Annotated in this window: 24 protein-coding genes; 3 read left to right on the plus strand and 21 right to left on the minus strand. The window is 44.1% G+C overall.

Annotated elements, in window-relative coordinates:
- Positions 1 to 7: 7 nt before the first annotated feature.
- Genes ACQRBN_RS08700 through ACQRBN_RS08710 form a run of 3 tightly spaced genes read right to left on the minus strand, consistent with a single transcriptional unit; the run spans position 8 to position 3,437 of the window.
- Positions 8 to 832, minus strand: coding sequence for an ABC transporter permease (locus ACQRBN_RS08700; RefSeq protein WP_427738615.1), 825 nt, complete (start codon positions 830 to 832; stop codon positions 8 to 10).
- A complete protein-coding gene (locus ACQRBN_RS08705; protein ID WP_427738616.1) occupies positions 829 to 1,812 on the minus strand; it encodes an ABC transporter permease in 984 nt (327 codons plus the stop codon). Before ACQRBN_RS08705 ends, ACQRBN_RS08700 begins: the two co-directional genes overlap by 4 nt.
- Before the next feature lie 14 nt (positions 1,813 to 1,826).
- On the minus strand, positions 1,827 to 3,437 hold the full coding sequence (locus ACQRBN_RS08710) for an ABC transporter substrate-binding protein (RefSeq protein WP_427738617.1): 1,611 nt from the start codon (positions 3,435 to 3,437) through the stop codon (positions 1,827 to 1,829).
- A 259-nt stretch (positions 3,438 to 3,696) separates the two neighbouring features.
- Here ACQRBN_RS08710 and ACQRBN_RS08715 point away from each other — a divergent pair, with 259 nt between their 5' ends.
- Complete coding sequence (locus tag ACQRBN_RS08715; protein ID WP_427738618.1) at positions 3,697 to 4,566, plus strand: YitT family protein; 870 nt, start codon at positions 3,697 to 3,699, stop codon at positions 4,564 to 4,566.
- A 5-nt stretch (positions 4,567 to 4,571) separates the two neighbouring features.
- On the opposite strand, the gene ACQRBN_RS08720 is transcribed toward ACQRBN_RS08715, so the two are convergent.
- Positions 4,572 to 5,423: a DMT family transporter gene (locus ACQRBN_RS08720; RefSeq protein ID WP_427738619.1), complete on the minus strand. Its 852-nt coding sequence runs from the start codon at positions 5,421 to 5,423 to the stop codon at positions 4,572 to 4,574.
- A 747-nt stretch (positions 5,424 to 6,170) separates the two neighbouring features.
- Between ACQRBN_RS08720 and ACQRBN_RS08725 the strand changes: the two genes are divergently transcribed.
- Complete coding sequence (locus tag ACQRBN_RS08725) at positions 6,171 to 6,971, plus strand: SDR family NAD(P)-dependent oxidoreductase (RefSeq protein ID WP_427738621.1); 801 nt, start codon at positions 6,171 to 6,173, stop codon at positions 6,969 to 6,971.
- Positions 6,972 to 7,054: 83 nt separating this feature from the next.
- On the opposite strand, the gene rseP is transcribed toward ACQRBN_RS08725, so the two are convergent.
- From rseP to ACQRBN_RS08800, 15 genes are all read right to left on the minus strand, one after another.
- Positions 7,055 to 8,086 carry an RIP metalloprotease RseP gene (gene rseP / locus ACQRBN_RS08730; RefSeq protein ID WP_427738622.1) on the minus strand — a complete coding sequence of 344 codons (1,032 nt, stop codon included), beginning with the start codon at positions 8,084 to 8,086 and terminating at the stop codon, positions 7,055 to 7,057.
- Between the two features lie 8 nt (positions 8,087 to 8,094).
- On the minus strand, positions 8,095 to 9,237 hold the full coding sequence (locus ACQRBN_RS08735; protein WP_427738623.1) for a 1-deoxy-D-xylulose-5-phosphate reductoisomerase: 1,143 nt from the start codon (positions 9,235 to 9,237) through the stop codon (positions 8,095 to 8,097).
- A 96-nt stretch (positions 9,238 to 9,333) separates the two neighbouring features.
- Positions 9,334 to 10,140: a phosphatidate cytidylyltransferase gene (locus ACQRBN_RS08740; RefSeq protein WP_427738624.1), complete on the minus strand. Its 807-nt coding sequence runs from the start codon at positions 10,138 to 10,140 to the stop codon at positions 9,334 to 9,336.
- Positions 10,141 to 10,147: 7 nt separating this feature from the next.
- Positions 10,148 to 10,864 (minus strand): isoprenyl transferase, encoded by a 717-nt coding sequence (locus tag ACQRBN_RS08745; protein WP_427738639.1) that lies wholly within the window; start codon positions 10,862 to 10,864, stop codon positions 10,148 to 10,150.
- An 80-nt stretch (positions 10,865 to 10,944) separates the two neighbouring features.
- Positions 10,945 to 11,496: a ribosome recycling factor gene (gene frr, locus ACQRBN_RS08750; protein ID WP_427738625.1), complete on the minus strand. Its 552-nt coding sequence runs from the start codon at positions 11,494 to 11,496 to the stop codon at positions 10,945 to 10,947.
- 22 nt (positions 11,497 to 11,518) lie between these two features.
- Complete coding sequence (pyrH, locus tag ACQRBN_RS08755; protein WP_427738626.1) at positions 11,519 to 12,214, minus strand: UMP kinase; 696 nt, start codon at positions 12,212 to 12,214, stop codon at positions 11,519 to 11,521.
- Positions 12,215 to 12,342: 128 nt separating this feature from the next.
- Complete coding sequence (locus tag ACQRBN_RS08760; protein WP_427738627.1) at positions 12,343 to 13,674, minus strand: MATE family efflux transporter; 1,332 nt, start codon at positions 13,672 to 13,674, stop codon at positions 12,343 to 12,345.
- Between the two features lie 72 nt (positions 13,675 to 13,746).
- Positions 13,747 to 16,050: a xanthine dehydrogenase family protein molybdopterin-binding subunit gene (locus tag ACQRBN_RS08765; protein ID WP_427738628.1), complete on the minus strand. Its 2,304-nt coding sequence runs from the start codon at positions 16,048 to 16,050 to the stop codon at positions 13,747 to 13,749.
- Complete coding sequence (locus tag ACQRBN_RS08770) at positions 16,041 to 16,514, minus strand: (2Fe-2S)-binding protein (protein WP_427738629.1); 474 nt, start codon at positions 16,512 to 16,514, stop codon at positions 16,041 to 16,043. Before ACQRBN_RS08770 ends, ACQRBN_RS08765 begins: the two co-directional genes overlap by 10 nt.
- Positions 16,515 to 16,516: 2 nt before the next feature.
- Positions 16,517 to 17,341: an FAD binding domain-containing protein gene (locus ACQRBN_RS08775; protein ID WP_427738630.1), complete on the minus strand. Its 825-nt coding sequence runs from the start codon at positions 17,339 to 17,341 to the stop codon at positions 16,517 to 16,519.
- Positions 17,342 to 17,386: 45 nt separating this feature from the next.
- Positions 17,387 to 18,790: a uracil-xanthine permease family protein gene (locus ACQRBN_RS08780; RefSeq protein ID WP_427738631.1), complete on the minus strand. Its 1,404-nt coding sequence runs from the start codon at positions 18,788 to 18,790 to the stop codon at positions 17,387 to 17,389.
- 113 nt (positions 18,791 to 18,903) lie between these two features.
- Positions 18,904 to 20,001 carry a uroporphyrinogen decarboxylase family protein gene (locus ACQRBN_RS08785; protein ID WP_427738632.1) on the minus strand — a complete coding sequence of 366 codons (1,098 nt, stop codon included), beginning with the start codon at positions 19,999 to 20,001 and terminating at the stop codon, positions 18,904 to 18,906.
- Between the two features lie 174 nt (positions 20,002 to 20,175).
- Entirely contained in the window at positions 20,176 to 20,478 is a 303-nt protein-coding gene (locus ACQRBN_RS08790; RefSeq protein ID WP_427738633.1) for an AzlD domain-containing protein, read from the minus strand.
- Positions 20,475 to 21,356, minus strand: a complete 882-nt coding sequence (locus tag ACQRBN_RS08795) for a dicarboxylate/amino acid:cation symporter (RefSeq protein WP_427738634.1) — start codon at positions 21,354 to 21,356, stop codon at positions 20,475 to 20,477. Before ACQRBN_RS08795 ends, ACQRBN_RS08790 begins: the two co-directional genes overlap by 4 nt.
- Positions 21,357 to 21,383: 27 nt before the next feature.
- Positions 21,384 to 22,577 carry a MalY/PatB family protein gene (locus tag ACQRBN_RS08800; RefSeq protein WP_427738635.1) on the minus strand — a complete coding sequence of 398 codons (1,194 nt, stop codon included), beginning with the start codon at positions 22,575 to 22,577 and terminating at the stop codon, positions 21,384 to 21,386.
- A 339-nt stretch (positions 22,578 to 22,916) separates the two neighbouring features.
- Between ACQRBN_RS08800 and ACQRBN_RS08805 the strand changes: the two genes are divergently transcribed.
- On the plus strand, positions 22,917 to 23,447 hold the full coding sequence (locus ACQRBN_RS08805; RefSeq protein ID WP_427738636.1) for a MarR family winged helix-turn-helix transcriptional regulator: 531 nt from the start codon (positions 22,917 to 22,919) through the stop codon (positions 23,445 to 23,447).
- A gap of 102 nt (positions 23,448 to 23,549) precedes the next feature.
- Here ACQRBN_RS08805 and tsf read toward each other — a convergent pair whose 3' ends face one another.
- Both tsf and rpsB read right to left on the minus strand, forming a co-directional pair.
- Positions 23,550 to 24,473 (minus strand): translation elongation factor Ts, encoded by a 924-nt coding sequence (gene tsf, locus ACQRBN_RS08810; protein ID WP_427738637.1) that lies wholly within the window; start codon positions 24,471 to 24,473, stop codon positions 23,550 to 23,552.
- 45 nt (positions 24,474 to 24,518) lie between these two features.
- Positions 24,519 to 25,265, minus strand: coding sequence for a 30S ribosomal protein S2 (rpsB, locus tag ACQRBN_RS08815; RefSeq protein ID WP_427738638.1), 747 nt, complete (start codon positions 25,263 to 25,265; stop codon positions 24,519 to 24,521).
- Positions 25,266 to 25,444: the final 179 nt, after the last annotated feature.

Here is a 25,444-nt window from a genome sequence, read left to right on the forward strand (position 1 = left end):
CTTCCTCCTACTCCTGCGCGCTCATCGGATCAATCAATAACTTGATATCATCGCCCAATTTATCGAACAGCATCACCACCATAACTAACAGCATTCCCGGGAAAAATACCAGCCACCACATCCCTGTAGAGATATGCTTCAGCGCCTCTGATAAGATAATCCCAATCGCCGGCGTATCCACACCCAGACCGAATCCCAGGAAAGTGACTCCCGCCTCATGCAGGATCGCGTGAGGGAATAACAGAATCAGACCTACAATGAACTGCGGAATCACATGTGGTATGATATGCTCACATGCGATCTGCACCTTCGTCCTCCCGAATCTCTCGGCTGCTTTTACATACTGCATATTCTTAATCTGCAGCACCTCCGCGCGAATTACTCTGGTAAGATTCGGCCAGTGAGTCAGCGCAATTCCGATAATCACACCTTTTAGCCCCTTTCCCAAAGCAAATGATATCAGCATCAGAAGTACCAGGTGCGGAATTCCCATAAACAGATCCACCAGATAGGAGATCATCTTATCAATCACGCCTCCAACCGTAGCAGATAAAATTCCGAAGACCAGCGCTATCACCGCACTGACGCCCGCTGCCAAAGTTCCAAGCAAAATACTGGTGGACAGTCCCTTTATCGTCCGACAGAACATATCCCGTCCCAGATAATCCGTTCCGAACCAGTGTGCCGCCGACGGCGGCAGTTTTTTTGCAGCATAGTCAGGTGCATAACTCTCTGGATTCATCACCAGGCCAGAGGCTGCAATTCCCAATAATATCACACAGATCATCCCTATAAGAAGCAGTGTTTTCGTTCTTCGATTCACATTCCTCATACTCTGCCACCCTCCCTGATCTCAGGATTCAGAAGCCCATACAGGAGATTCGCAATGAAATTTCCTACGAATACAAAGACAACCGAGAACATCGCCACTCCAAGCAGCATCGGCACATCCCCCTTAAGCCCCGCAATCGTCGCAGCATTGCCAAGCCCCGGATAGGAAAATACCTGTTCAGCCAGCACACTGCCGCCAAATAACTCGCTGAATGACGCAAACTGCAAGGTAATCGCAGGAATCGCAATATTACGCAATCCATGACGCTTTACAATCTGCCAGCGGCTCTCTCCCCTGGCTCTGGCAAATAATACATATTCACTCTTCATAACATCCATCATCTTCTGCCTTGTATGAAGGGCAATATTCGATACACCGGTAATACTCAGCGTCAATGCAGGCAATACCAGATGATGGATTCTCTCCCAGATGGTCACTTCACTCGCCGCCTTTCCCACCGGAACCGAGAACCCTACCGGGAACCAGCCCAGGTGAACTGCGAATACAACCAGCAACAATAGCCCAATCCAGAATGCCGGCGTAGATGACATCACAAAACAGAAGGTCTTGAGCACCCGATCTGCCAGACTATCCGAGAAAGTTCCCGCCACAACTCCAAGCATGAACCCCAGCACACCGGATATCACCCATGCCGTAAGCATCAATGCCGCCGAAGTAATAAATCGCTCTTCCAGCACCTGCACTACCGGCTTCTTGAATGCAATCGATGTTCCCATATCCCCATGCAGAAGATTCCTGATCCACGTAAGATATCGCTGAACCGGGGGATCATTCAGTCCCCAGTATTCAGCGATCACATCCTTCTGCTCCTGAGATATATTCGATTCCGAGCCCACATACGCTTCCACCGGATCAATCGGAGAAGATACGACCAGAATAAAACTGACCAGAGATACTCCCACAAGCAGCAGAAGCATCCGAAACAGTGTGCCCGCTATATATTTCATCATATTCATCATCACGATTCATTCCTTTACTCGGCAATATATTTCCACTCATTCATATTCTGAATGATCGGAAGTCCGTGTCCATGAGGGTGGATCATCTGTGTTCCTACATCCAGTCCATCTCTGATAAAGTATGTATGGTCAATATTCACCAGCCAGATATAGGGATAATCCACATTCGGTCCTGTCTCCCCGTCATACTGCGCCTTCTTTAGATATTCGACAGCCTCTTCTTCTGTCGTAGCCGCAAGTGCCTGCTCAAGATATCCATCCACCGTCTCATTCATATACATTGCGGCATTGCTCAGACTCACACTCAATGGATCTGCGAACTCCGAAGCAAATGCATTGTACACATCAATAAAATTATAATCTCCCGTACCGATACAGGTAGGATTCCTTCTTCCTTCCTCCTTACAGGTCGTCCAATCCTTCGCTTCTGCCGTAATCTTGATTCCAAGTTTCTCTGCATTCTCTGCAAACGCTACCGCAAGATTATATCTCTGCAGATCATCGGTACGTCCGGTAATCGTCAGTTTGCACTCTCTGCCATCCTTTTCACGGACACCATCACCATCCGTATCTACCCATCCTGCTTCTTCCAGAAGTTTGCACGCCTCTTCCACCTGTCCGTCTTCCAGTCCCGGTTCTTCATTTGCCCACGGCAGGTTCTCGAACCTTACCCAGGAAGGCGTCCCGATTCCATTGAGCGCATTTTCAATAATCTCTTCCCTGTCGATTCCGATATTCAGCGCCTTTCTCACTGCCACATCGCAGGTTGCATTATTCCCCACAATGGTTCCATCCTCTGTCTTCGTCTCAGGAATACAAGGGAGCGCGAATCCCCGGTTATCCGATGTTGCATACGTCTCCAGATGCATTCCATCTACTTCCTCATAGGCATATTCCGGATTGATCTTAACCACATCCAGAGTACCTGCCTGTGCATAAGACAACGCCGTCTCTTCATCGATATTTAGAAATGTAATCTGTGTAAACTCCGACTGCTCCCCATCATAATATTCATTCGGTTCCACGATCAACTGCTGTCCCACATCCAACTGCTTCACTTTGAACGGTCCGCTTGCAACCGGATTCGCAGCATAGTCATCCCCATATGCATGTTCGGCAACGATTCCCTGTAAAGCCACTGTCCTTATGAATGGCGAATACGCTTTATTCAGTGTAAACTGAACCGTTGTATCATCTAACGCTTCTACTTTATCCATCATAGTCAGATCCACACTCGCCCCGGTCTCCTTCGCAGTCTCATAAGTAAATACCACATCTTCTGCCGTAACAATTTCCCCATCCGAGAACTTGACATCATCCCGAAGATGGAATGTATAGATCATCCCATCTTCGCTAATCTGATAATCCTTTGCCAGATCTCCTTCCGTCTCAATCTCTTTATTAATCTTCAGAAGTGAAGAATAGAAGATATTCGTGCCATACATGGTATATCCCTGACAGGCATCATAGTCTCCTTCTGTCATATCTCCTACTGCAACTACTAACTCATCTTTCTTATCTTCTTCGACATGATCCTCCTTTGCTGTATCAGAAGAGCCACATGCACTTAGCATACTAATTGCCATGATTCCTGTTAACAATCGTGTAAATACATTCCTTTTCATCAGCCAATCCCTCCACACATCACTTTCACGAAAGTATTACGAATTCTATCTATATGTTAAAAAAACACGGAATCTTCCGCAAGCCCCGTAGGGGGATGTTTGACAGAAAAATCACATACGATTTTCATCTTGACATTTTCAATCATATTTTAGTATGATATCTATGTATTAGGCACAGCCTTGATCCACGTTTGTTAGGGAAAATCTTCCTGGCAAACGTGTTTTTTATTATTCAGGAAATAATCGAAGGGAGAATATTATGAATACAAGAAGACCATTTTATCAGACACTGTCATCTCTGTTCGCCGTAGTATTAGGCAATGCTCTATATGCACTGACAGTCAAGTTATTCCTGCTGCCGTCAGGCCTAGTAACAGGCGGTACCACCGGTATCGCACTTACCGTGAACCATCTGTTCCATATCAAGGTCTCAGCATTCGTCCTGGTTTTTAACATCACCATGCTTATCCTGGGATATATTTCATTAGGGAAATCTTTCGCTATCACGACTCTGGCAAGCACATTCCTATACCCAATGGCACTGGAACTCTTTGAACAATTCATAGGGGATTATGTGCTGACGCAGGATATATTATTGTGTACCCTGTTCTCCGGATTCGGTATCGGAATCGCCCTTGGAATCGTAATCCGCTCCGGAGCCTCCACCGGGGGAATGGATATCCCTCCGCTGCTGCTTCAAAAGACCTTGCGGATACCCGTTTCCATCAGCATGTATGCTTTTGACGTATGCATTCTTCTGTCTCAGGCGCTATTCAGACCTGCCGAGAACATCCTGTACGGCGTGGTACTGGTTCTAATCTATACCATGGTATTGGATAAGATGCTTCTGATGGGTACGAATAGAACTGAGGTGAAAGTAATCAGCGACAGATCCGATGAGATCCGCGAAGCAATTCTGACACGAATTGACCGAGGTGTTACGCTTCTGGAAGCCGAGAGTGGTTATCTGCATAAGAAATCATCCGTTGTCTTAAGCGTGATCTCCAACCGCGAACTTCCAAAAGTAGAGAAACTGATCCACGAGATTGATCCTGAGAGTTTTATGATTGTAAGCCGGGTATGCGAAGTCAGGGGACGCGGCTTCTCTTTGAATAAACGCTATCAATAGGGGAACTATTTCTTCCGCAAGGAAGAATAGACTGCAACTCCCATGATTACCGCTCCCCCGATCAGTTCCCGCACAGACGGAATCTCTCCAAGCAGTACCAATGCATAGAGGATGCCATAGACTGTCTCCATCCCGGAGATCAGCCCCGCCGTCTGTGCTTTCACTCCTCTCTGCGCTGATACATATAATGTATATGCGAATGCAGTGCAGATGAATCCGACAAAGGCAACGCCAAGCACATCCGCAGTCCGCCAATGTACCTCTATAAAAAGCAGGGTGGGAAGCAACACAACCGCTGCCGTTCCCTGCTCATAGAAACATACCAGTTTTCCCTCATATTTCCCGGAAAAGTACCGGTTCGCCAGGGTCAGGACCGCATAAGTCACACTGCTTACCATTCCCCATATAATTCCTATTGTCATCTGATTTTCCAACGAAAACTCTGGAATCGTGATAAAAACTCCTATCATAAGAAGAATCGCGCTAATTATACTCTGCCTGCTGAATTTCTCATGAAATACAAGCGGTTCAAGAAAAGTCAAAAACAGCGGAAATGTAGAGAACGTAATGGTTCCTATCGCCACGGATGATACCTGTATCGACTGAAAGAATGTAGACCAATGCACAGCCAGGACAATTCCCGTCATCATAATCCCTACGTAATCTTTCTTATCTGCCAGTTTCAGAGATTCTTTCTTCACCAGTATCATGCATAATAGCAAGATGGAAGAACACGTCACCCTTCCCATAGCCACTGTAATTGACGGCACTTCTACGAATTGTGCTGCCACGCCTGACAGACTAAATAGCATGACCGCAATATGCAGATACAGAATATTCTTTTTATTCGTTTCCATTATTATTTCCTCTAATCATATTATGATAATTGTCATCTTTTTAATCAACAACATTTATATAGTAATACTTCACTATGATTATTTCAATATTGATCTGAATCTTTCATAATACAATAATAGGAATTATCCGCCATGTTTCTGCACAGATAATTCCTATCTCTATATACTCTTCTATTTTTACAAATACTGATTCTTTATAATGCATATAATAAAGACGGATGCCAATTCTACTAATTCGCATCCGCCTTTATCTTGATTCATTGTCCATTGGATAATACCTCTTTCTTTTAACTCCGATTATTTTTAATCTACGTTCTTGGTGGTCCGTACCTTCCTTTCATAAATTCTCTTTCCCGATACTTAGCGCCTTATGTTCTCAGGAACTTTTCAACACTTATGTTGACGATAATAACAACCAATTTGTTTACAGCTCGCGTCTGTCTTACAATTTCGATTTGTTATTTTATGGTTATATAATATCAGCATAGTTTTTATTTGTCAATATATTTTTGCATTTTATTCCCATTTTTTTATTATTCTATTTTCCAAACTATATTTTCAGATTTTTCTACTATTCTTTTTTGTCATCTTGCATAAAACAACTCGCTTTTATATAGTTCAATCACGTCATTTGTTTGTTAATAAACATACAATTCTGTTAAATAAACTACTTTCGCCATATTTATTGTACAATTCTATTATTTGTGATAACATTCATACATCAAAAATGTATAGGAGATGCATATTATGGGATTTTTAACAGGGAAAACTGCTATTATTACAGGTGCCGGAAGGGCTGTTTTAAGTGATGGAAGATGTGGATCTATCGGATATGGTATCGCTACTGCTTATGCAAAGGAAGGTGCTAATCTAGTAATCACAGGACGTAATGTCCAGAAACTTACCGCCGCCAAAGAAGAGTTAGAAAGCCGTCATGGGATCAAAGTCCTCACAGTTCAGGCAGATGTCAATGCCGGGGCTGACAATGAAGCTGTTGTTGCCAATGTGGTAAAACAAGCCATCGACACCTTCGGACGCATCGATGTATTGATCAACAATGCGCAGGCTTCTGCATCCGGTGTTCCATTGGCAGAACATACGACAGATCAATTCAATCTGGCACTTTACTCCGGGCTTTATGCTGCATTCTACTACATGAAGGCTTGCTATCCTTATCTTAAGGAAACGAAAGGATCTGTTATCAACTTTGCATCAGGAGCCGGGCTGTTCGGTAATTACGGACAAAGTGCTTACGCTGCTGCCAAAGAAGGAATCCGCGGTCTTACCAGAGTTGCCGCTACGGAATGGGGACCTGACGGAATTAATGTTAACATCATCTGTCCGCTGGCATGGACTGCACAATTAGAGAATTTCGAAAAAGCATATCCGGATGCATTCAAAGCTAATGTAAAGATGCCACCAGCAGGACATTACGGTGATGCAGAACTGGAGATCGGACGTGTATGTGTTCAACTGGCCCATCCGGACTTCAAGTATATGAGCGGCGAGACCATTACACTGGAAGGCGGCATGGGCTTAAGACCGTAAGATCATATCGTAGGGATAACGCAAGGGCAGATACCGAAGCATCTGCCCTTTCTGCCAGTATATATTTCTTATAAATTTTTTTCTTAGAAGAATACTCTTCTGATATCATTATACATCACAAATACCATCAGAACCATCAGAAGCGCAATTCCGATCATATGCACATATCCTTCCTTCTCCGGCGGTATTCGTTTTCTTCTTATGGCTTCTACGAACAGGAATACCAGACGCCCGCCGTCCAGTGCCGGCAGCGGCAGCAGATTCATAACTCCTAAATTTGCTGATATAAGAATTGCGATATATAACATCTGTGCCAGCACCACATATACTCCATACGACCTGCTCTGCTCATAGGCATCATCCACTACATCTACGATTCCGACAGGTCCCGACATCTGATCCATGCCAACCTGACCGGTCACCAGCATCTTCAGACTCTCTATCGTCGTACTGATCCAATACTTTACTTCATATGCTCCATACTGAAGTGCAGTCAGCGGATTCGCTTTCGTATAACCGGAACTTGCGATTCCAAGCCGCGCATATCCCAGTTCCTCATCCATCTTCGGAGTCAGTGTAACCGTCTTCTTCTCTCCGTCATGGATATAGGTTACTTCCACCGTCTCGCCTTGATGAAACTGATTGTATATGCTGACCTCCCGGAAGATATGAACCCTCTTATCCCCCATCTTCACAATGGTATCGCCTGCCTGCATCCCCGCTTCTGCCGCCGGATATCCCTCTTCGACTCCACTCAATACCGGCTTATCATAACCGATCATCGCAATTAAGATAACGGAGAATATAAATGCCAGTATAAAGTTGAAGATAGGCCCTGCCGCAATTACGGATATTCTCGCCCAGACCGACTTATTATTAAAATTATTCGGCGAATCTGTCGCCTCCTCATCTTCCCCCATCGCACAGAATCCGCCAATCGGGAAGAGCCGGACCGCATATTTCGTCCCCTTGTATTCCCGGGAATAGATTGACGGTCCCATTCCTAATGCGAATTCCTCTACATCAATCCCATTCTTTTTTGCCAGTAGAAAATGTCCCAGTTCGTGAAAGAACACGATGAAACTAAAGATAATGATCGCTAATATAATACCCAAGTTGCAAGTTACCTCCTGCTGTTAATTCTGTCATAAGTTGCTGCTTCTGTCTCTAATATCTGTTCAAGCGTCGGATTCTCAATATTCTTATGCGCACGCATACAGTCATCAATAATCTCCATGATCTCCAGATATTTGATCTGACGCTTCAGGAACTGACTAACTGCCAACTCATTGGCTGCATTGAATACTGTCGGAAGGGAGCCTCCTCTTCTTCCGGCTTCATATGCCATCTGCAGACCATAGAATGTATCCATATCCGGCTTCTCGAATTCCAGTTTTCCTAAGTTCCAGAAGTCCACTCTGTCTCCGGGAAGATATCTTCGCTCCGGATAATAAAGAGCATACTGAATCGGCAGCTTCATATCCGGAGTTCCAAGTTCCGCCATGATTGCCCCATCTACGTACTCAACCATCGAATGAATAATACTCTGTGGCTGTACCACAACCTGTACCTGATCCACATCAACACCAAACAGCCATTTCGCTTCAATGACTTCCAGTCCCTTATTCACCATCGTAGATGAATCTATGGTAATCTTCTGTCCCATAGACCAGTTTGGATGCTTCAGAGCATCCTTAGGTCCAATCTCCAGTAAATCCTCCTGTCTCTTCCCACGGAACGGTCCACCGGAAGCCGTCAGCAGAATCTTATGAATCGCCTTATGCTCATTTCCCTGCAAGGACTGGAAGATTGCGCTATGTTCGCTATCCACCGGAAGAATAGATACACCATTCTCAGCCGCCAATGGCATGATGATATGCCCCGCCGTTACTAAGGTCTCCTTGTTCGCAAGCGCAATATCTTTTTCAGCCTTGATTGCTTCAATTGTAGGACGGATGCCAATCATTCCTACAATCGCTGTCACCAATATCTCAGTCTCTTCCATAACGGATACTTCAATCAGTCCATCCATGCCCGATACGACCTTGGTGTCCGTATCTGCAATGCGTCCCTTAAGTTCCTTTGCTTTCTCTTCTGACCATACAGCCGCCAGACGTGGGTGGAATTCCCGGATCTGTTCTTCCAGCAGTGCTATGTTGCTTCCGGCCGCCAGCCCCAGAACCTCGATATCCCCATTCTCTCTGACAACTTCCAAAGTCTGAGTTCCTATGGAACCTGTAGATCCCAATATGGCTATTTTCTTCATACAATACCTCTCTTCTATAATATGTGGGAAAATCTTTCAAATATCCTTCCCACCTACGCCCTGCCACCGGCAGTTCCCTCCGGATGCCTGGCAACCTTAGATATTACCGGCAAGCAATGTAGCCAGATAATAGATAATCGGTGCTGTGAATATTACACTGTCAAACCGATCCAGGATTCCGCCATGTCCCGGAATTAATTTTCCATAGTCCTTAATATCATGGTTACGCTTAATTGCTGACGCTGCCAGATCACCTACCTGAGAGATCATACCGCCAACACCACAGATAATTGCATAATGCAGTGGATTCGCCTCCGCTCCTCCCCACTGGTTCATAGCAAGCGCGAAGAGAATTCCAAGCAGTGCCGCACCCACAACTCCGCCGATTCCACCTTCTACAGACTTCTTTGGGCTGAGTTTTGGAGCCATCTTATGCTTGCCGATCAGCATTCCCACACAATAAGCACAAGTATCGCATCCCCAGGAACTTAAGAAGATCAGCCATACCACTACGCCGCCGTCCGGAAGCATCCTGGTCTGATATACGTAGGACAGCATAACTGCCACATAGAACAGCCCAAAGAATACAGTCATAACCTGCTCTGCCCTGAAAGTTGGATATGCAAACACATATACCGCCATTACCAAAACCAGGAACAGAATCGTAAGCATCGTCACATATTCCATATGACCTGTCAAGAGGATTCCATAATAAGCGACCGCTGCCACGTAGCCAACGCCTCCTAATACTTTATTATGCACATCAACAACCTTATATAATTCAGACATTCCGATCAAACTGATAATTCCAAGGAATGCAAATAACAGATTCCCGCCGAAGCCTACTGTCACAATCAGTATGACCACCAATACGATTCCGCTTAACAGCCTTGTCTTAAACATCTTATCTCTATTCCTCCTTCACTCCACCATAACGCCGGTCTCTGGCATTGTACTGCTCGATTGCCCTTGTCAACTCTTCCTTCGTAAAGTCCGGCCATGGAACATCTGTAAAATAAAATTCTGTATATGCAAGCTGCCACAACAGATAATTGGAAAGCCTCAGTTCCCCGCTGGTACGGATCAGCAGATCCGGATCAGGAATATCATGGGTATCCAAATAACGCTCCAGCACCTGCTCATCTATCTGCTCCGGTACAACTTTTCCATCCACACAATCTCTTGCAAGCATTCTTACCGCACGGATAATCTCATCCCTGCTCCCATAATTAATCGCGATCTGAAAATTCAGACCACCGTTATTCTTCGTAGCCTCCTCAAGTTCCAGAATCCTGCTCCTGATATCTTCATCCAGTCTTGTGATATCTCCAATGACCCGGACCTTCATATCATTCTTTGCCGCCGTCTTAAGACAAGTCTTCATATAGTTCCTTAACAGCTTCATCAGAGCATCCACTTCGTCCTTTGGACGATTCCAATTCTCCGTGGAGAATGCATACACCGTTAAATACTTGATTCCCATGCGCCAGGCATCTTCGCAGATACGTTCTACGTTCTTACTGCCCTGGGCATGACCGTAATTACGAGGCATTCCCTTAGACTTCGCCCAGCGGCCATTCCCATCTAATATAATCGCAACATGCTGCGGTATATTCATAGTTCCAATCTCCTTCCATAGAGAAAGACGTGTTGCATGAACGAAAGGACAGACCCTCCGCAAAGGCTTTTGGTCTGCCCCCTCTCTCATTAAACAGTCATTACTTCTTTTGATTTTACTTCTACTGCCTTGTCAACTTCTTTGATATACTTATCAGTCAGTTTCTGTAACTGTTCTCCCATATCCTTGATCTCATCCTCTGAGATATCAGATCCTTTCAGTTTCTTGAAAGCATCGTTACCGTCACGGCGGATGTTACGGATAGCAACCTTCGCTGCTTCTCCTTTCTTCTTAACATCCTTCACCAGTTCTTTTCTGCGTTCCTCAGTCAGTTCCGGGAATACAAGGCGGATGGTCGAACCGTCATTGGTAGGGTTAATTCCAAGGTCTGATACCTGGATCGCTTTCTCAATCACCTTCAGCATACTCTTCTCCCATGGCTGGATCTGAATCATACGCGGTTCAGGAACAGATACGTTCGCCACCTGCTGAATCGGAGATGGTGCTCCATAGTAATCAACCATAATCTTATTCAATACATTCGGATTCGCACGTCCGGCTCTGATGGTTCCCAGATCCCCATCCAGGTTTGCCATCGTCTTCTTCATCTTGTCTTCGTATACCTGTAATCTTTCATTCATAGTTTCTTGTCCTCCCTTATTCTTATACAGTTACTTTCGTTCCTGTAAATGTTCCTGTCATCGTCTCTACAATACTATTCTCTTCATTCAGCCCGAATACCAGCATCGGCATCTTGTTCTCCAGGCACATGATGGATGCAGTCAAATCTACTGCCATCAACTTCTGATCAATGATCTCCTGGATAGAAATCTCATCATACTTCTTCGCATCCGGATTCACCTTCGGATCACTGTCATAGATTCCATCAATCGCCTTAGCCAGAAGCATAGCATCTGCCTCAATCTCAATCGCACGAAGCACAGCACCTGTATCCGTTGAAAAATAAGGATGTCCGGTTCCTCCTGCGAAGAAGATTACCTTGCCTTCATTCAGTGCCTCAACTGCTGCATCCTTAGAGAATAAGGTGGTAAATGCACCACATACAAAAGGTGTGAATACTTCTGTCTTCATCCCTGCATAACGGAAGATATCAGATACATAGATACAGTTCATAACCGTAGCCAGCATCCCGATCTGGTCAGCCTTTACACGGTCGATTGTCTCACTGGTTCTTCCTCTCCAGAAGTTACCGCCTCCGGTAACAATGGCAACCTGGATACCGTCATCTACTAACTGCTTCACCTGCTTGGCTACTCCCATGCAGGTTGCTTCATCGAATCCTGTCTTTTTATCACCTGCGAGGGCTTCCCCGCTGAGTTTCAACAATACTCTTTTCATAGTCTTGTACTCCTTGTCCATGTTCTATTATGCCTTCGCATACTTGTAATAAAGTATAGCATATGAATAAAAAAAAGGGAATATGCTTCCGCAACATTCCCTTGAAATTGTGCTATACGCAAATTATGTTATGAAGACTGTTTTTGCTTCATAATACGAAAATACATTATCAAAAGCAAGGTAGATGCCAAAACCCAAGCCGTTGGACTAGCAAGGCAGATGCCAGTGTAACTGCCATAATGGGAGCCTACAACTGCGGCTGTACTTCGACCGATAAGTTCTGCAATTCCGGCCGTCATGGGGAGCAGTCCATATCCCATCCCCTGTATTCCGTTGCGGTAGAGATTCACAATAACCAGAATGACAGCAGAAACGCCAACACATTTTAAGTAAATATCCACATAATTCATAATCTCATTTACATTCTCAGATACGAACAACACCGTCAGATATTTGCCGCCAAAGAAAACGGCAGCACCTGTAATAACCGCATATATCTCTCCCATCCATGTAGCACTGCGAAATCCCTGCCTGATACGGTCAATCCTTCCAGCACCTATATTCTGAGCACAATAGGTAGACATAGTAGTTCCAAAAGCAACATATGCCTGAGATACAATCTGATCAATCTTCACTGCTGCTGAAAATCCTGCAACTGCAACCGATCCTAAGATATTAAGCGCTGACTGGACTACAATTGTTCCAATCGCCGTAATGGAGTATTGGAACGCCATAGGGAATCCAACCCTCATCTGCCACTTGGCCAGATCCCAGTTCATTTTCCACTCTTCTTTGCGAAGACGTAATACCGGAACCTTTTTCCAGATGTATACCAGGCACAACAAGCCGGAGATTCCCTGGGAGATTACCGTTGCATACGCGGCACCCGCCGCTCCCATATGAAACATCACGATAAATACCAGATCCAGTACAATATTTAAACATGCAGACAGTATTAAAAAATACAGCGGACGCTTGCTGTCGCCGATGGCTCTTAGAATACTTGCGAGTAGATTGTAGAGTACCTGAGCCACAATTCCTCCGCAGATTACCATAATGTAACTGTATGCCTGACCATACATGTCGTCAGGGGTATTCATCCATCTTAAAATATTCTTCATCATAGCCATACTCAGTATCGTAAGCGTAATGGATACCACTGCCGATAAGATCGCCGCTGATGCAACTGACTGGCGCATAGCCTTCAGATTCCCCGACCCATAATGCTGTGCTGTGATAACAGTGAATCCTGCTGTCATTCCAAGCAGAAATCCAAGAATCAGGAACATAATCGTTCCGCAGGAACCAACTGCCGCTAATGCCTCATTTCCCACGAATTTGCCGACAATAATCGTATCTGCCATACTGTAAAATTGCTGAAAGACATTTCCGATGAAGATGGGAATCGTGAAGTTCAATATTATTTTCGCCGGGCTGCCTGTTGTCATATCTCTTTCCACACAAACTTCCTCCTGTCTCACTTTTTCCATACCAAAGTTTTCATAATAAAACGCAATCGAAAAGACCCCTAACTAAAATGGGGTCTTTTCAGCATTTTTACTTCTTTCTAGAATTCCCATTGCAATCTTCTCGCTGGTAATCGGAAGTTCTTTGAACCAAAGTCCGGTTGCATTAAAAATCGCATGGGCCAGCGCCGGAGCCGGTGTATTAATGACAATCTCTCCGATGGACTTCGCACCGAACGGACCACTCTCTTCATAACTGCTCTCGAATTCCACGCGCATTCTTCCGGTATCCAACCGCGTAGGCACCTTATACTGCATAAAGGAGTTATTACGAAGCCTTCCTTTGTCATCGTACTGGATGTCTTCGTACAAAGTCATGCCAATGCCCTGTGCCAGGCCTCCTTCTGTCTGGACTCTTGCCAGATTCGGATTCACAACAGTTCCACAATCTACAACTGCCGCATAGTCAAGGATCTCAACGTGTCCAGTCTCTTTGTCCAGTTCGATCTCAACGGCTCCAGCCATGAAAGGCGGCGGCGACAACGGAGAACTATTACTCTCTGTCACCTGAAGCGCATGGTTATTGCCTACCATAGATTTAAAGCCTACTTCTGCAAGTGATACAGATGCAGACTGATCCAAAGTTTCCACCCGGTCTCCCGCAAATACTAACTTTTCTGCAGATGTTTCCAGCATCTCTCCTGCCACTTCCAGAATCCTCTCTTTCAACTGAGCACAGGCACGCTCCACAGCCTTGCCTGTTACATAGGTGGTACTAGATGCATAAGATCCCGAATCATATGGCGAGGAATCCGTATCCGCTCCCAGAACTGCAATATCCTCCACAGAGCACTCCATGCACTCTGCAGCCATCTGTGCTAATATAGTATCGCATCCGGTTCCCATATCCGCTGCTGCAATTAACAGAGTGTAACTTCCATCTTCATTCAATTTGATTGTCGCCGAGCCTACATCCACTGCTGCAATTCCCGATCCCTGCATTGCCATGGCGATTCCTACACTTCGTACTTTGCCATTCCCCATATCCCTGCAAGGATGTTTGTCCTTCCAGCCAATCATAGATGCCGCACGCTCAAGACACCTGTCCAAAGCACAACTATTGGTCTGCTCTCCGTAGTATGCCGGCATAACCTGTCCTTCACGTACCATATTCTTCTCCCGCAGTTCTACCGGATCCATTCCCAGCCTGTCAGCCAGTTCATTCACGGCTGACTCTACAGCGAAGATACCCTGCGTCGCACCATAGCCTCTGTATGCGCCCGCCGACATGACATTCGTATACACTACATCATAGGCAAAGCGATGGGCTTCCAAAGAACCGTAGAGCGGAATGGATTTGTGTCCGGACAAACCAACCGTAGTAGGGCCATGCTCGCCGTATGCTCCCGTATTCGACAGAGTATAGACATCCATTGCGCGGATTCTTCCATCCTTCATCGCTCCTACTTTCACAGTTACTTCCATCTCATGTCTTGGAGAAGATGCCACCTGAGACTCTTCTCTGGTAAAGATCATCTTCGATGGTTTCCCGGTCTTCCAGGTTACAAATGCAGGGAATACTTCTGCCACTACCGTCTGCTTCGCGCCGAATCCTCCTCCGATTCTAGGCTTCATAACCCGGATCTTAGACTTCGGGATTCCAAGCGCCTTGGCCAAGATTCTACGAACATGGAATACGATCTGGGTAGAACTGAATATATTCAATCTTCCGTATGCATCCATATAACAAGCGGTACGGAATGTCTCCATCATTGCCTGCTGATTTGCCTTGGTATGATAAGTACCTTCCACAACCACATCACAATCTTTTAGCACTGCATCCACATCTCCATTGTGAGATTCATCGCTCGCACATAAATTTCTCTGATTATCCGCCCCTACCGGACATAAGACCACCCAGTTATCTTCCGGATGCACCAGTATCGGGTTATCCATTGCCTGATGGAAATCCAGAATCGCAGGCAGCACCTCATATTCTACTTTAATCAGACGAAGGGCCCGGTCTACGCACGCTTCATTCTCCCCGGCAACAATCGCTACCGGATCTCCCACGTAACGAACATGACGATCTAGAATCAGGCGGTCCTGCGGACTTGGCTCCGGATAAGTCTGTCCTGCCATCGTGAATCTCTCCTGTGGCACATCTTCCCAGGTATAGATTACTTCAATCCCCGGAACCTTTAAGGCAACATCCGTCTTGACAGAGAGGATATTCGCATTGGCATGAGGGCTTCTAAGCACCTTCACAATCAGGCAGTCCTTAGGTGCCAGATCATCCATGAATACCGGCTTACCCGTAACTAATGCCATCGCATCCTTCTTCCTGACAGGCTGACTGACTACTCGCATGATTCTCCCCCTCTTCTCCGATACTCTAAGAATTGCTTTATCGCCCTTAACTGACCTTCATAGCCGGAACATCTGCATAGATTTCCCGCCAGGTACTCCTTGATTTCCTCTTCGGAAGGATCTGGATTCTCCCGAAACAATGCAATCGCATTCATAATCATCCCCGGATTGCAGAAACCACACTGCTCCGCCCCCTGGTCTGCAACAAATGCGCCAAATTCCTCTGCCTCTTTCTGAAGTCCTTCCAGCGTCTCCACACGGTGACCGTCTGCTCTTGCAGTCAAAAGCGAACAGGACAGAATCGGCTTGCCATCCAGGAATACCGTGCATAATCCGCAATTGGAGGTCTCACAGCCACGTTTCACACTATAACAGCCATGAGATCTTACATAATCAATCAACAACTGATCGCTGTTAATCTCATCTTCTCTGGTCTTTCCGTTCAATACGATTTTAACCTTCATGGCTATACCTCTCCTCCTCTCTCCTGCAATGTACTAAGACACCGGAATAGCAGAACCTCTGCCAGATGACTCCGATACTCGGCACTGGCACGCATATTGCTGTCCATTGGTATATCCTTCGCTAATCCAGCCGCCAGACTTCTAAGGTCTTCTTTCGTATAGGCGCCCTTTCTTAGTCGCATAACCTCTTCAGTTCCAATCTCAATACGAATCGCACGTCCCGGTCTTGCACCTGCCACAACATAGCCCCGGCAGTTATCTGTCTGCCCGGACAATGCTGCCGCACAAGCCAGTACCGGGAAATCCGTCTTCGCATTCCGATGTGTCATATAAACACATTTTACAGGTGTCTTCTTTACAATAATGCGAACCAGAATGTCCCTGTCTCTCTTTATCCCAACAAACTGTTCCAGCGGGATTACACCGCTCTGATACAATTCAACATACGTATCTAACGCAAGAAAACAAGTCAATACATCGGAGAAACCGAATCTTCCGAAGATACTGCCCCCTATCGTAGCCAGATTCCGAAACTGTACGCCTACAATATCCTTCACACAATCTCTGATTGCTCCATTCGTCCACTCGTTCAGCCTCGGATGCAGTTCTAACTGCCGAAGCGTTACCATGCACCCTATAGAGAAAGAGTCTTCTGTCTCTTCGATGGTATCCAGCCCCAGTCCAGACAGATCAATTGCCTTCTGAACCGTCCGATCAGACATCTTAAGCCACAGCATACCTCCCAGTATACAGTTAGACTTCTTCTGATTCAGTTCATATGCCTGCTCAAGGCTCTCTGCTTTTACATATTCTTTGATCTTCAACATAGTTTCCATCCTCCATAAGCATCCATGCAACACTCGCTATTCTATCTACTCAGCCGCATTCTCATCTTTTGGCAGTACGATATTGAGAATCATTGCAACCAATGCCGCCGGCACAATACCAGAACCTCCGAAGATTAACTGGATCGTATTCGGCAACTGAGCCAGAACTCCGCTATTTGATCCGATTCCATATCCAAGTCCCAGCGCAACTGACACGATTGTAATATTTCTTGCTGTCATCGGTTCCTTGGTAATTAACTGGATACCGCTCACAACAATAGAAGAAAACATCATAACCGCTGCTCCGCCAAGCACGCTCTGAGGCATAATGGAGATCAACGCTGCCAGTTTCGGGAACAGACCGCACAGAATCAGGAATACGGCACCTGTTGCCAGCGCAAACCGATTCACGATCTTGGTCATCGTAACCAGTCCGACATTCTGGCTGAATGATGTATTCGGAAGCACGCCGAATAATGCAGCGAATGAAGAACCAATTCCATCACAAGTCACGCCGCCGGACAATTCTGTATCCGTAGCCTCACGTCCCATACCGCCTTCCATAACGCCAGAGATATCTCCAACAGTCTCAACCGCTGTTACAATGAACATAATCATGATTGGAAGAATTGCTCTCCAGTCGAATACCGGCTTAACCGGAAGCAGTTTTGGAAGTGAGATCCAGTCTGCCTGAGCCAGTTTATCCCAGTTCAGGACCCACGCCTTCGTATACTCTACGCCATCAGCATCCACGCCTGTAGTCGGCAAGACGATTCCCATAATCGCCGCTACGATATAGCCAACGATAATACCGATCAAGATAGAAGATGCACTGGTCATCCCCTTTGTGCAATGCTTCAGAACTACAATCACAATCAGTACGATTCCGCCAAGCAGAAGATTCTCAAGAGAACCGAAATCCGCTGCCGTATTGCCGCCTCCAAAGGAATTCACGCCCACTGCGATCAGCGACAATCCAATGGATAATACAACCGTACCCGTAACAACCGCCGGGAAGAATCTCCTTAACGGCTTAATCAGGAAGCCCAATACCGTCTCAAAAAGTCCACCGATGATGGATGCACACATAATTGCTCCATAAGCCAGGACTCCACCGCCCATCACCTGCGCCACACTGTTGAACACGCCGATGAATCCGGAACTGGTTCCCATGATAATCGGCACTTTACCACCGATTGGTCCAATCGCATACAACTGAACTAACGTCACAATACCTGCCACTAACATCGCATTCTGCAGCAGATCTACCTGTAGATCTGCGAATTCGCTGCCTGCACCCATTCCACAGGCTCCGGTAATAATTAATAATGGGGTTAAGTTTCCTACAAACATCGCAAGTACATGCTGTAGTCCGAGAGGAATTGCTCTCTTTAATGGCAGTTTTCCATAAAATTCATATTCTGCACCTTTTTTCTCTGGTTTATTCACTGTTCTCTCTCCTTTTGTAAATTTATTCAATCGTAGGAAGTATAACTTAAAATAGGGATTTTGTATAGATTTTCTTACGAATTTAGCAGAAAAACCTTGAAGGATTCCCCATTCTAATCTTCCGCAGACAATATTCCTTCCTCAATCGGGTATCTGCCGAATATTCTCGCTGCATCCATCAATGCCTGCATATTCTCCTTCGGTGTCCCCACTGGCATCTGGCATCCCGAAGTAAGCACATACCCTTTTGGCGAATCATAACCCTTGCGGATACATTCCCTTGCAGAACGCAGGACATCATGAGGAGTACCAAACCGCATCACTTCCACTGGTGGGACATTCCCCTGGATACTCATATAATTCCCCAGAATAGTTTTGGCTTCTTCAACATCTTCGACATTATCCAGACTGAAAGCGCCAATCCCAGTTTCTTTTATAAACTCCCATAACTTACGGCTTGTCCCACATATATGAAGTCCGCATCCTCCGCCATTTTCTCTGATATAATCTACATTCTTCTGGAAATACGGCAAAGAAAATGTCTTATACTGCTCTACACTGATCAAAGATGTAGAACTAACCGGATCAGCGAATCCAATTCCAACGCCAATATCCAAAAGCCGGTCGATATACCGGTTATTATTCTCTACGATCACATCCAGAAGCTGCTTAACCTTTTCCGGCTTTCTTACCGTTCCGATCAAAAGCCGCTCTGTTCCAAGGACCATAGCCGCAATCGTAAATGGTCCTGTAACCGTTGCGCTGACAGGCACTTTATCCCCCAGCCTTTCTTTTACAAGCCGAACACCCTCTAAGATAATCGGAAGCCTTCCATCCTTATCTACATCGACCAATTTTGCATTATGTGCTTCCTCTAGCGATAATGCCGGCTCTTCCAGTTGTGCTATGTTATAATCCGAATACTTGACTTTCGCACCCATGGCTTCTGCCATTCCCCGAAGAGTACAGGATACTCCTGCACCGTCAGAATGAAAATTGTGATAAATATATTCTTCCAGTTCACACATCTTTTCCGAAGAGTGATAGTATTCCTTCAAAGTACAGTGAATCATCGGCGCCAAAGTCTCACCCGTATCCAGGCAGCACATGATTCTGTCGACTTCCTTCCCCTCGCTCAGCAATCGACTTCGTTCGAGCGCCGTCAGTTCATCTTTCTTAATCTTCAGTCCGTTCAAATATTTTTCAATCATAAGCCCCCACACTTTTCTTTCTCAATTTAGATTCCGTCTTTTTGCCTTTCCCTTCCCCTTCAGCGGAAAGGCATTCTTACCTTTTCAAGAATATGACACCCATATCATTTTGTCAATCATGTTTAAGCTTAACTTCCCACTCTAAATGCAGTGCAAATGATTTGCCCATTTGATTCAAAACAAAATCTGTTCCATACCTAATACAATCACACAACAAATCAAAGAAACAGGAAACAATCCCATTCCAATCCAGGCACATGCAATTCCTACCAAAAATGCTGCAGCACCAGATATAGGAGATTGCGTAACTTTCGTAATAGCCGGAAATGTCATAACCGCTAAAGTTACATAAGGAACATAATAAAAGAATGATTGTATAAATCTGTTTTTGATAGGTTTGCTTATCATTGTTAAAGGAAGAACCCGGACGACATAGGTAACAATTGCCATGGTTCCTATATAAAGATAAGAATTCATTGATTTATCTCCTCCTGTTTTCTAGGAAATATAATTGCTGCTGCGCCAGAAATTATAACTGTCAAAATAATTGTCTGTGTACCACCGGATAACGAAGACAGAATTGGCAATGCCTGAAATATCAGACTGAATAAAAATCCTGCGATGATACATGCTAACACTACTTTATCTTTTTTTCCTGCCGGAATACCTCCCATTACTACGGATGCAATAACTGCTACAACAACTGACATAAACAGATTTCTTGGTGTCGCGTAATTGATGCCAAACACCGAGCAAAGCAGAGCGATCTTAATAATCTGAATTATGCAAACTCCATCTTTATGAAGATTCGCACCTAATGGAATCGTAAGGTCTGCCACATCTGATGGAATGCCAAGTTCTTTGGCCTGTATCATATTAATCGGCAGTGTTGCTGCTGAAGAGCAGGTTCCCAGTGCTGTAAGAGTTGGAGCTGCTGCCGTTTTCCACCATCTTCGAACTCCCTCTGCTCCGGCACCAATATATGCCATAACCGTTTGTGAAACTATGTAATATGCCACAATTACAAATAAATATAATACGATTGCTCTTCCAAGAGGACCTACAACCTGCCTTCCATACTGACCAATCAGGATTGCAAAATAACATCCAAGTCCAAGAGGCGCAATCTTCATAACAATATTGATGACTTTGATAATAACCTCCGTCATACTATCCATAAGATCAAGTACTGGTTTTCCTTTTTCACCAGCCATAATAATTGCAATTGAAAAAAAAATTGTAAATACAATCAATGCCATCAAATTGCTTCTAGAGAACAACTCCGGAAAATCGCTTACCGTAAACATTCCAAGAATATTCATACTTCCGGAAAGATCTTCCACTTCCTGTGTCAAATATCCTCCTCATTTGAATTAACTGAATTACATTTTCTTAGATAAATGTTTATGTATTGCATCCTTCAACTGGTTCATAGCCTGTTCCACAATAGTTCGTGGACATGCAACATTGAAGCGCTCAAACTGTGCTGTCTCCGGTCCGAAGATACTTCCTGAATCCAGCCACAGTTTTGCTTCTTCAAGTACAATATGTTCCAGTTCTTCATTCGTAAATCCATATCCTGAAAAGTCAATCCAAACAAGATAGGTTCCTTCTGGCTCAACAAATTTTGCATATTTAAGATTTTCTTTCACAAACTCACGCACATATTCTACATTGCCATAAATATACTCCACCAGTTCGTCAACCCATTCAGCCCCTTTTGTGTAGCAAACCTTTACTGCAAGTTGTCCCATAAGGCTTCCCTGGCTATATGCAGCTTGTGTATTTGCCCACTGATACTTTTTACGCAATTCTTCATTAGGAATAATAATGTTTGCCGGCTGAAGACCTGCAACATTGAAAGTTTTTCCCGGAGAACTATAAAGTGCAACAATATTACGATACTTCTCATCAAGATTCATGCAGCTTGTAAACTTATGTCCCGGAAAGATGAAATCACAATGCATTTCATCAACCATCAGAACTATATTGTATTTCAAGCAGATTTCTGCAACCTTCTCGAGTTCTTCGGCTGTCCAAACTCTTCCGACCGGATTATGAGGATTACAGAAAATCACGGCTTTTACATCTTCTTCTTTAATCTGTTTCTCCATTTTTTCGAAATCAATCGTATATCTTGCATCTTCATAATGAAGCTGGCAGTTAATGAAACGTCTTCCATTATTCTTAATCACTTCACTAAATGGATAATATACCGGCTGCATTACCATGATTGCGTCACCCTCATTCGTAAATGCCTTCACACTTGTTCCAAGTGCATAAACAATTCCTGCTCCTAAGGTTACCCACTCTGGTTCTATGGTATATCCATGCCTTGTGGAAAACCAATGATTGATTGCGTCAAAATAATCATCAAGCGGATCTGTATATCCGAAAATCCCATGATCAATTCTCTTATGAAACTCATCCAAAATAACATCCGGGAGTTTAAAATCCATATCCGCAACCCAAAGCGGAAGCAAATCATCTCTTCCTTTACGTTTCATACCAAAATCATATTTTAAGCAATCTGTACCACGACGATCAATGATTTCGTCAAAATTATACTTTCCCATCTTTTTCTCCTTTTCTTTTTTTCTCTCTTTTATTGTTTAACCGTTAAACTTTCTTTATAATATATTTATATACTCTTCCATCGGTTTTGTCAAGATATTTATTGTTTATATCATAAACTATTTTAAAATACATTGCTCATTTTAAGCCATTTTTAGGTTTATTATCACAGATTTATAGTTATTATTGTATTTTAATTAAACTTTTTATATCCAAAAATATTTATCTTTGTTATGGATGTTTTATTTTACATTTAAACAATTATTGATTTTTTTCTTAACAAAAGATATAATGAATAAGAACGCAAGTTATAACTTAAACAGAGGGAGTATGAATCCGATATGGAAAACGATAATAAACAAAACGGTATGATCGATGAGAGTTTTCGCGCATTAAATGAACGGCACAATCGTATTTATCAGTTTGTTCTGATGTACAACAACTATATTTTTTCAACCCACGATTACGGCATGGGCATCCCCCTAACCATGATCGAAGCCCATACACTAACTTACATCGAAGATAATCCTGGATGCACTGCAACAGACCTTATATACTATTGGAACAGAACCAAAGGTTCCATTTCTCAGATTGTCAGTCATCTTGAAAAATCAGGTTTAGTTGAGAAGCGAAAAAAAGAAGGTAATAAGAAAACACTTTATTTATACGTAACAAAATTGGGCGCTCAATTAAGCAAAGCCCACAAATTATATGACACCATAGACATCGCCAAGACCATGGAGCATCTAAAAAAAGAATGCACTGCTGAAGAAATCGAATCATTCTACAAAGTACTTGATATTTACAATCAAGTCATCCGAAAAGATTTTGAAATCAACGCAGGTCATCGTTCCGAAAAGGATGCCAAATAAACACCTTAAGAATAATGCAGAAAGAAAAAGCAAAAACCCGTAGACTTACGTCCACGGGTTCATTTACATTCATTGTAAAACTGACTGTCAAACTCGCGCTTTCTAGTTTCCAGCCATCTGTGCTGCAACCTCAGCTGCAAAGTCCTCATTCTTCTTCTCAAGACCTTCTCCTGTCTCAAAACGAACAAACTTCTTAACTGTTACGTTAGCACCGTTCTCTTTAGCAACCTTATCTACGTACTTAGCAACTGTAAGATCACCATCCTGTACATATACCTGGTCTAACAGGCAGATCTCTTTCATCTCTTTGTTGAGACGTCCGATAATCATCTTCTCAATGATATTATCTGGCTTATTCGGGTTCTCAAGTTTAGCCTGAGCAAGAAGGATCTCTTTCTCATGGTCTAAGTAATCCTGAGATACTTCATCACGAGATACATACTTTGGAGACATAGCTGCTACCTGCATTGCTACGTTCTTCAAGCATGTCTTAATCTCATCATTTACAACATCTGTATCAGCCTCTACGAGAACACCGATACGTCCGCCGCCATGAATGTAAGATACTACGCATCCGTCAGCAACGATCTTCTCGAATCTTCTGATGTTCAAGTTCTCTCCGATTACAGAAATCTTCTCTGTCAGAGCATCTTTTACAGTCTTGGATGTGTCAGCATTCCAAGCCTCTGCCATGAATGCATCCATATCTGCTGTTTCTGTCTGGATTGCCTGATCTACAACAGCCTTAACGAATCCCTGGAATTCAGCATTCTTAGCAACGAAGTCTGTCTCAGAGTTAACTTCTACGATTGCTGCTGTCTTATCATCTTTTACATCAGCCATAACAATACCTTCTGCTGCGATACGTCCAGCCTTCTTCTCTGCTTTAGCCTGTCCGTTCTTTCTTAAGTATTCTACGGCTGCATCCATATCACCGTCTGTCTCGTTAAGAGCCTTCTTACAGTCCATCATTCCAGCGCCTGTCATCTCTCTTAACTCTTTTACCATCTTAGCTGTAACTGCCATCTTCTTATCCTCCACAAACTTATATAAAATGTATCACCGAGTATCCTACTCCTCTACTGCTTCCTCTACTGCTTCTTCAACATCCTCGTATACTTCGTCTTCGCCAGTCATTCCCTGGTTTGCTTCGATAACAGCGTCTGCCATCTTAGATACGATCAATTTTACAGCACGGATTGCGTCATCATTTCCTGGGATTACATAATCCAGTTCTTCTGGGTCACAGTTAGTATCTGCGATTCCGATAAGCGGGATACCAAGTGTGTGCGCTTCCTGTACACAGATCTTCTCTTTCTTAGGATCTACTACGAAGATTGCATCCGGAATCTGCTTCATCTCTTTGATTCCGCCTAAGTTCTTCTCAAGTTTCTCCCACTCTTTCTTGATCTGGATAACTTCTTTCTTAGGTAATACATCGAATGTTCCGTCTTCTGACATTCTTTCAATCTCTTTCAGACGTGCGATTCTACTCTTGATTGTCTTGAAGTTGGTAAGCATACCTCCAAGCCATCTCTCATTTACATAAAACATTCCGCAACGTTCAGCTTCTGTCTTGATAGCGTCCTGAGCCTGTTTCTTAGTTCCAACGAACAGGATTGTACCACCATCTGCTGCAATATCAGCTACTGCCTGATATGCCTCATCTACTTTACCTACAGACTTCTGTAAGTCGATGATATAGATACCATTTCTCTCTGTGTAGATGTATGGAGCCATCTTAGGGTTCCATCTTCTTGTCTGATGTCCAAAATGAACACCTGCTTCTAAAAGTTGCTTCATTGAAATAACGCTCATGTTTCTTTCCTCCATTTGGTTTTCTTTTCTTCCGCATATGTGTAAGTCCTTGAAACCGGCTTGCCTGCAAGCTTTGGCACCATCTTAGACAAACAAATGCGTGATTTTTTGCGACTTTTTTATGATAGCATAAAAGCCCTGCAAATGCAAGGCTTTTTCTTTTTCTTATTACCAATATC

Source organism: Bariatricus sp. SGI.154, from assembly GCF_050313795.1.
Classification (GTDB): domain Bacteria; phylum Bacillota; class Clostridia; order Lachnospirales; family Lachnospiraceae; genus CAMBRQ01.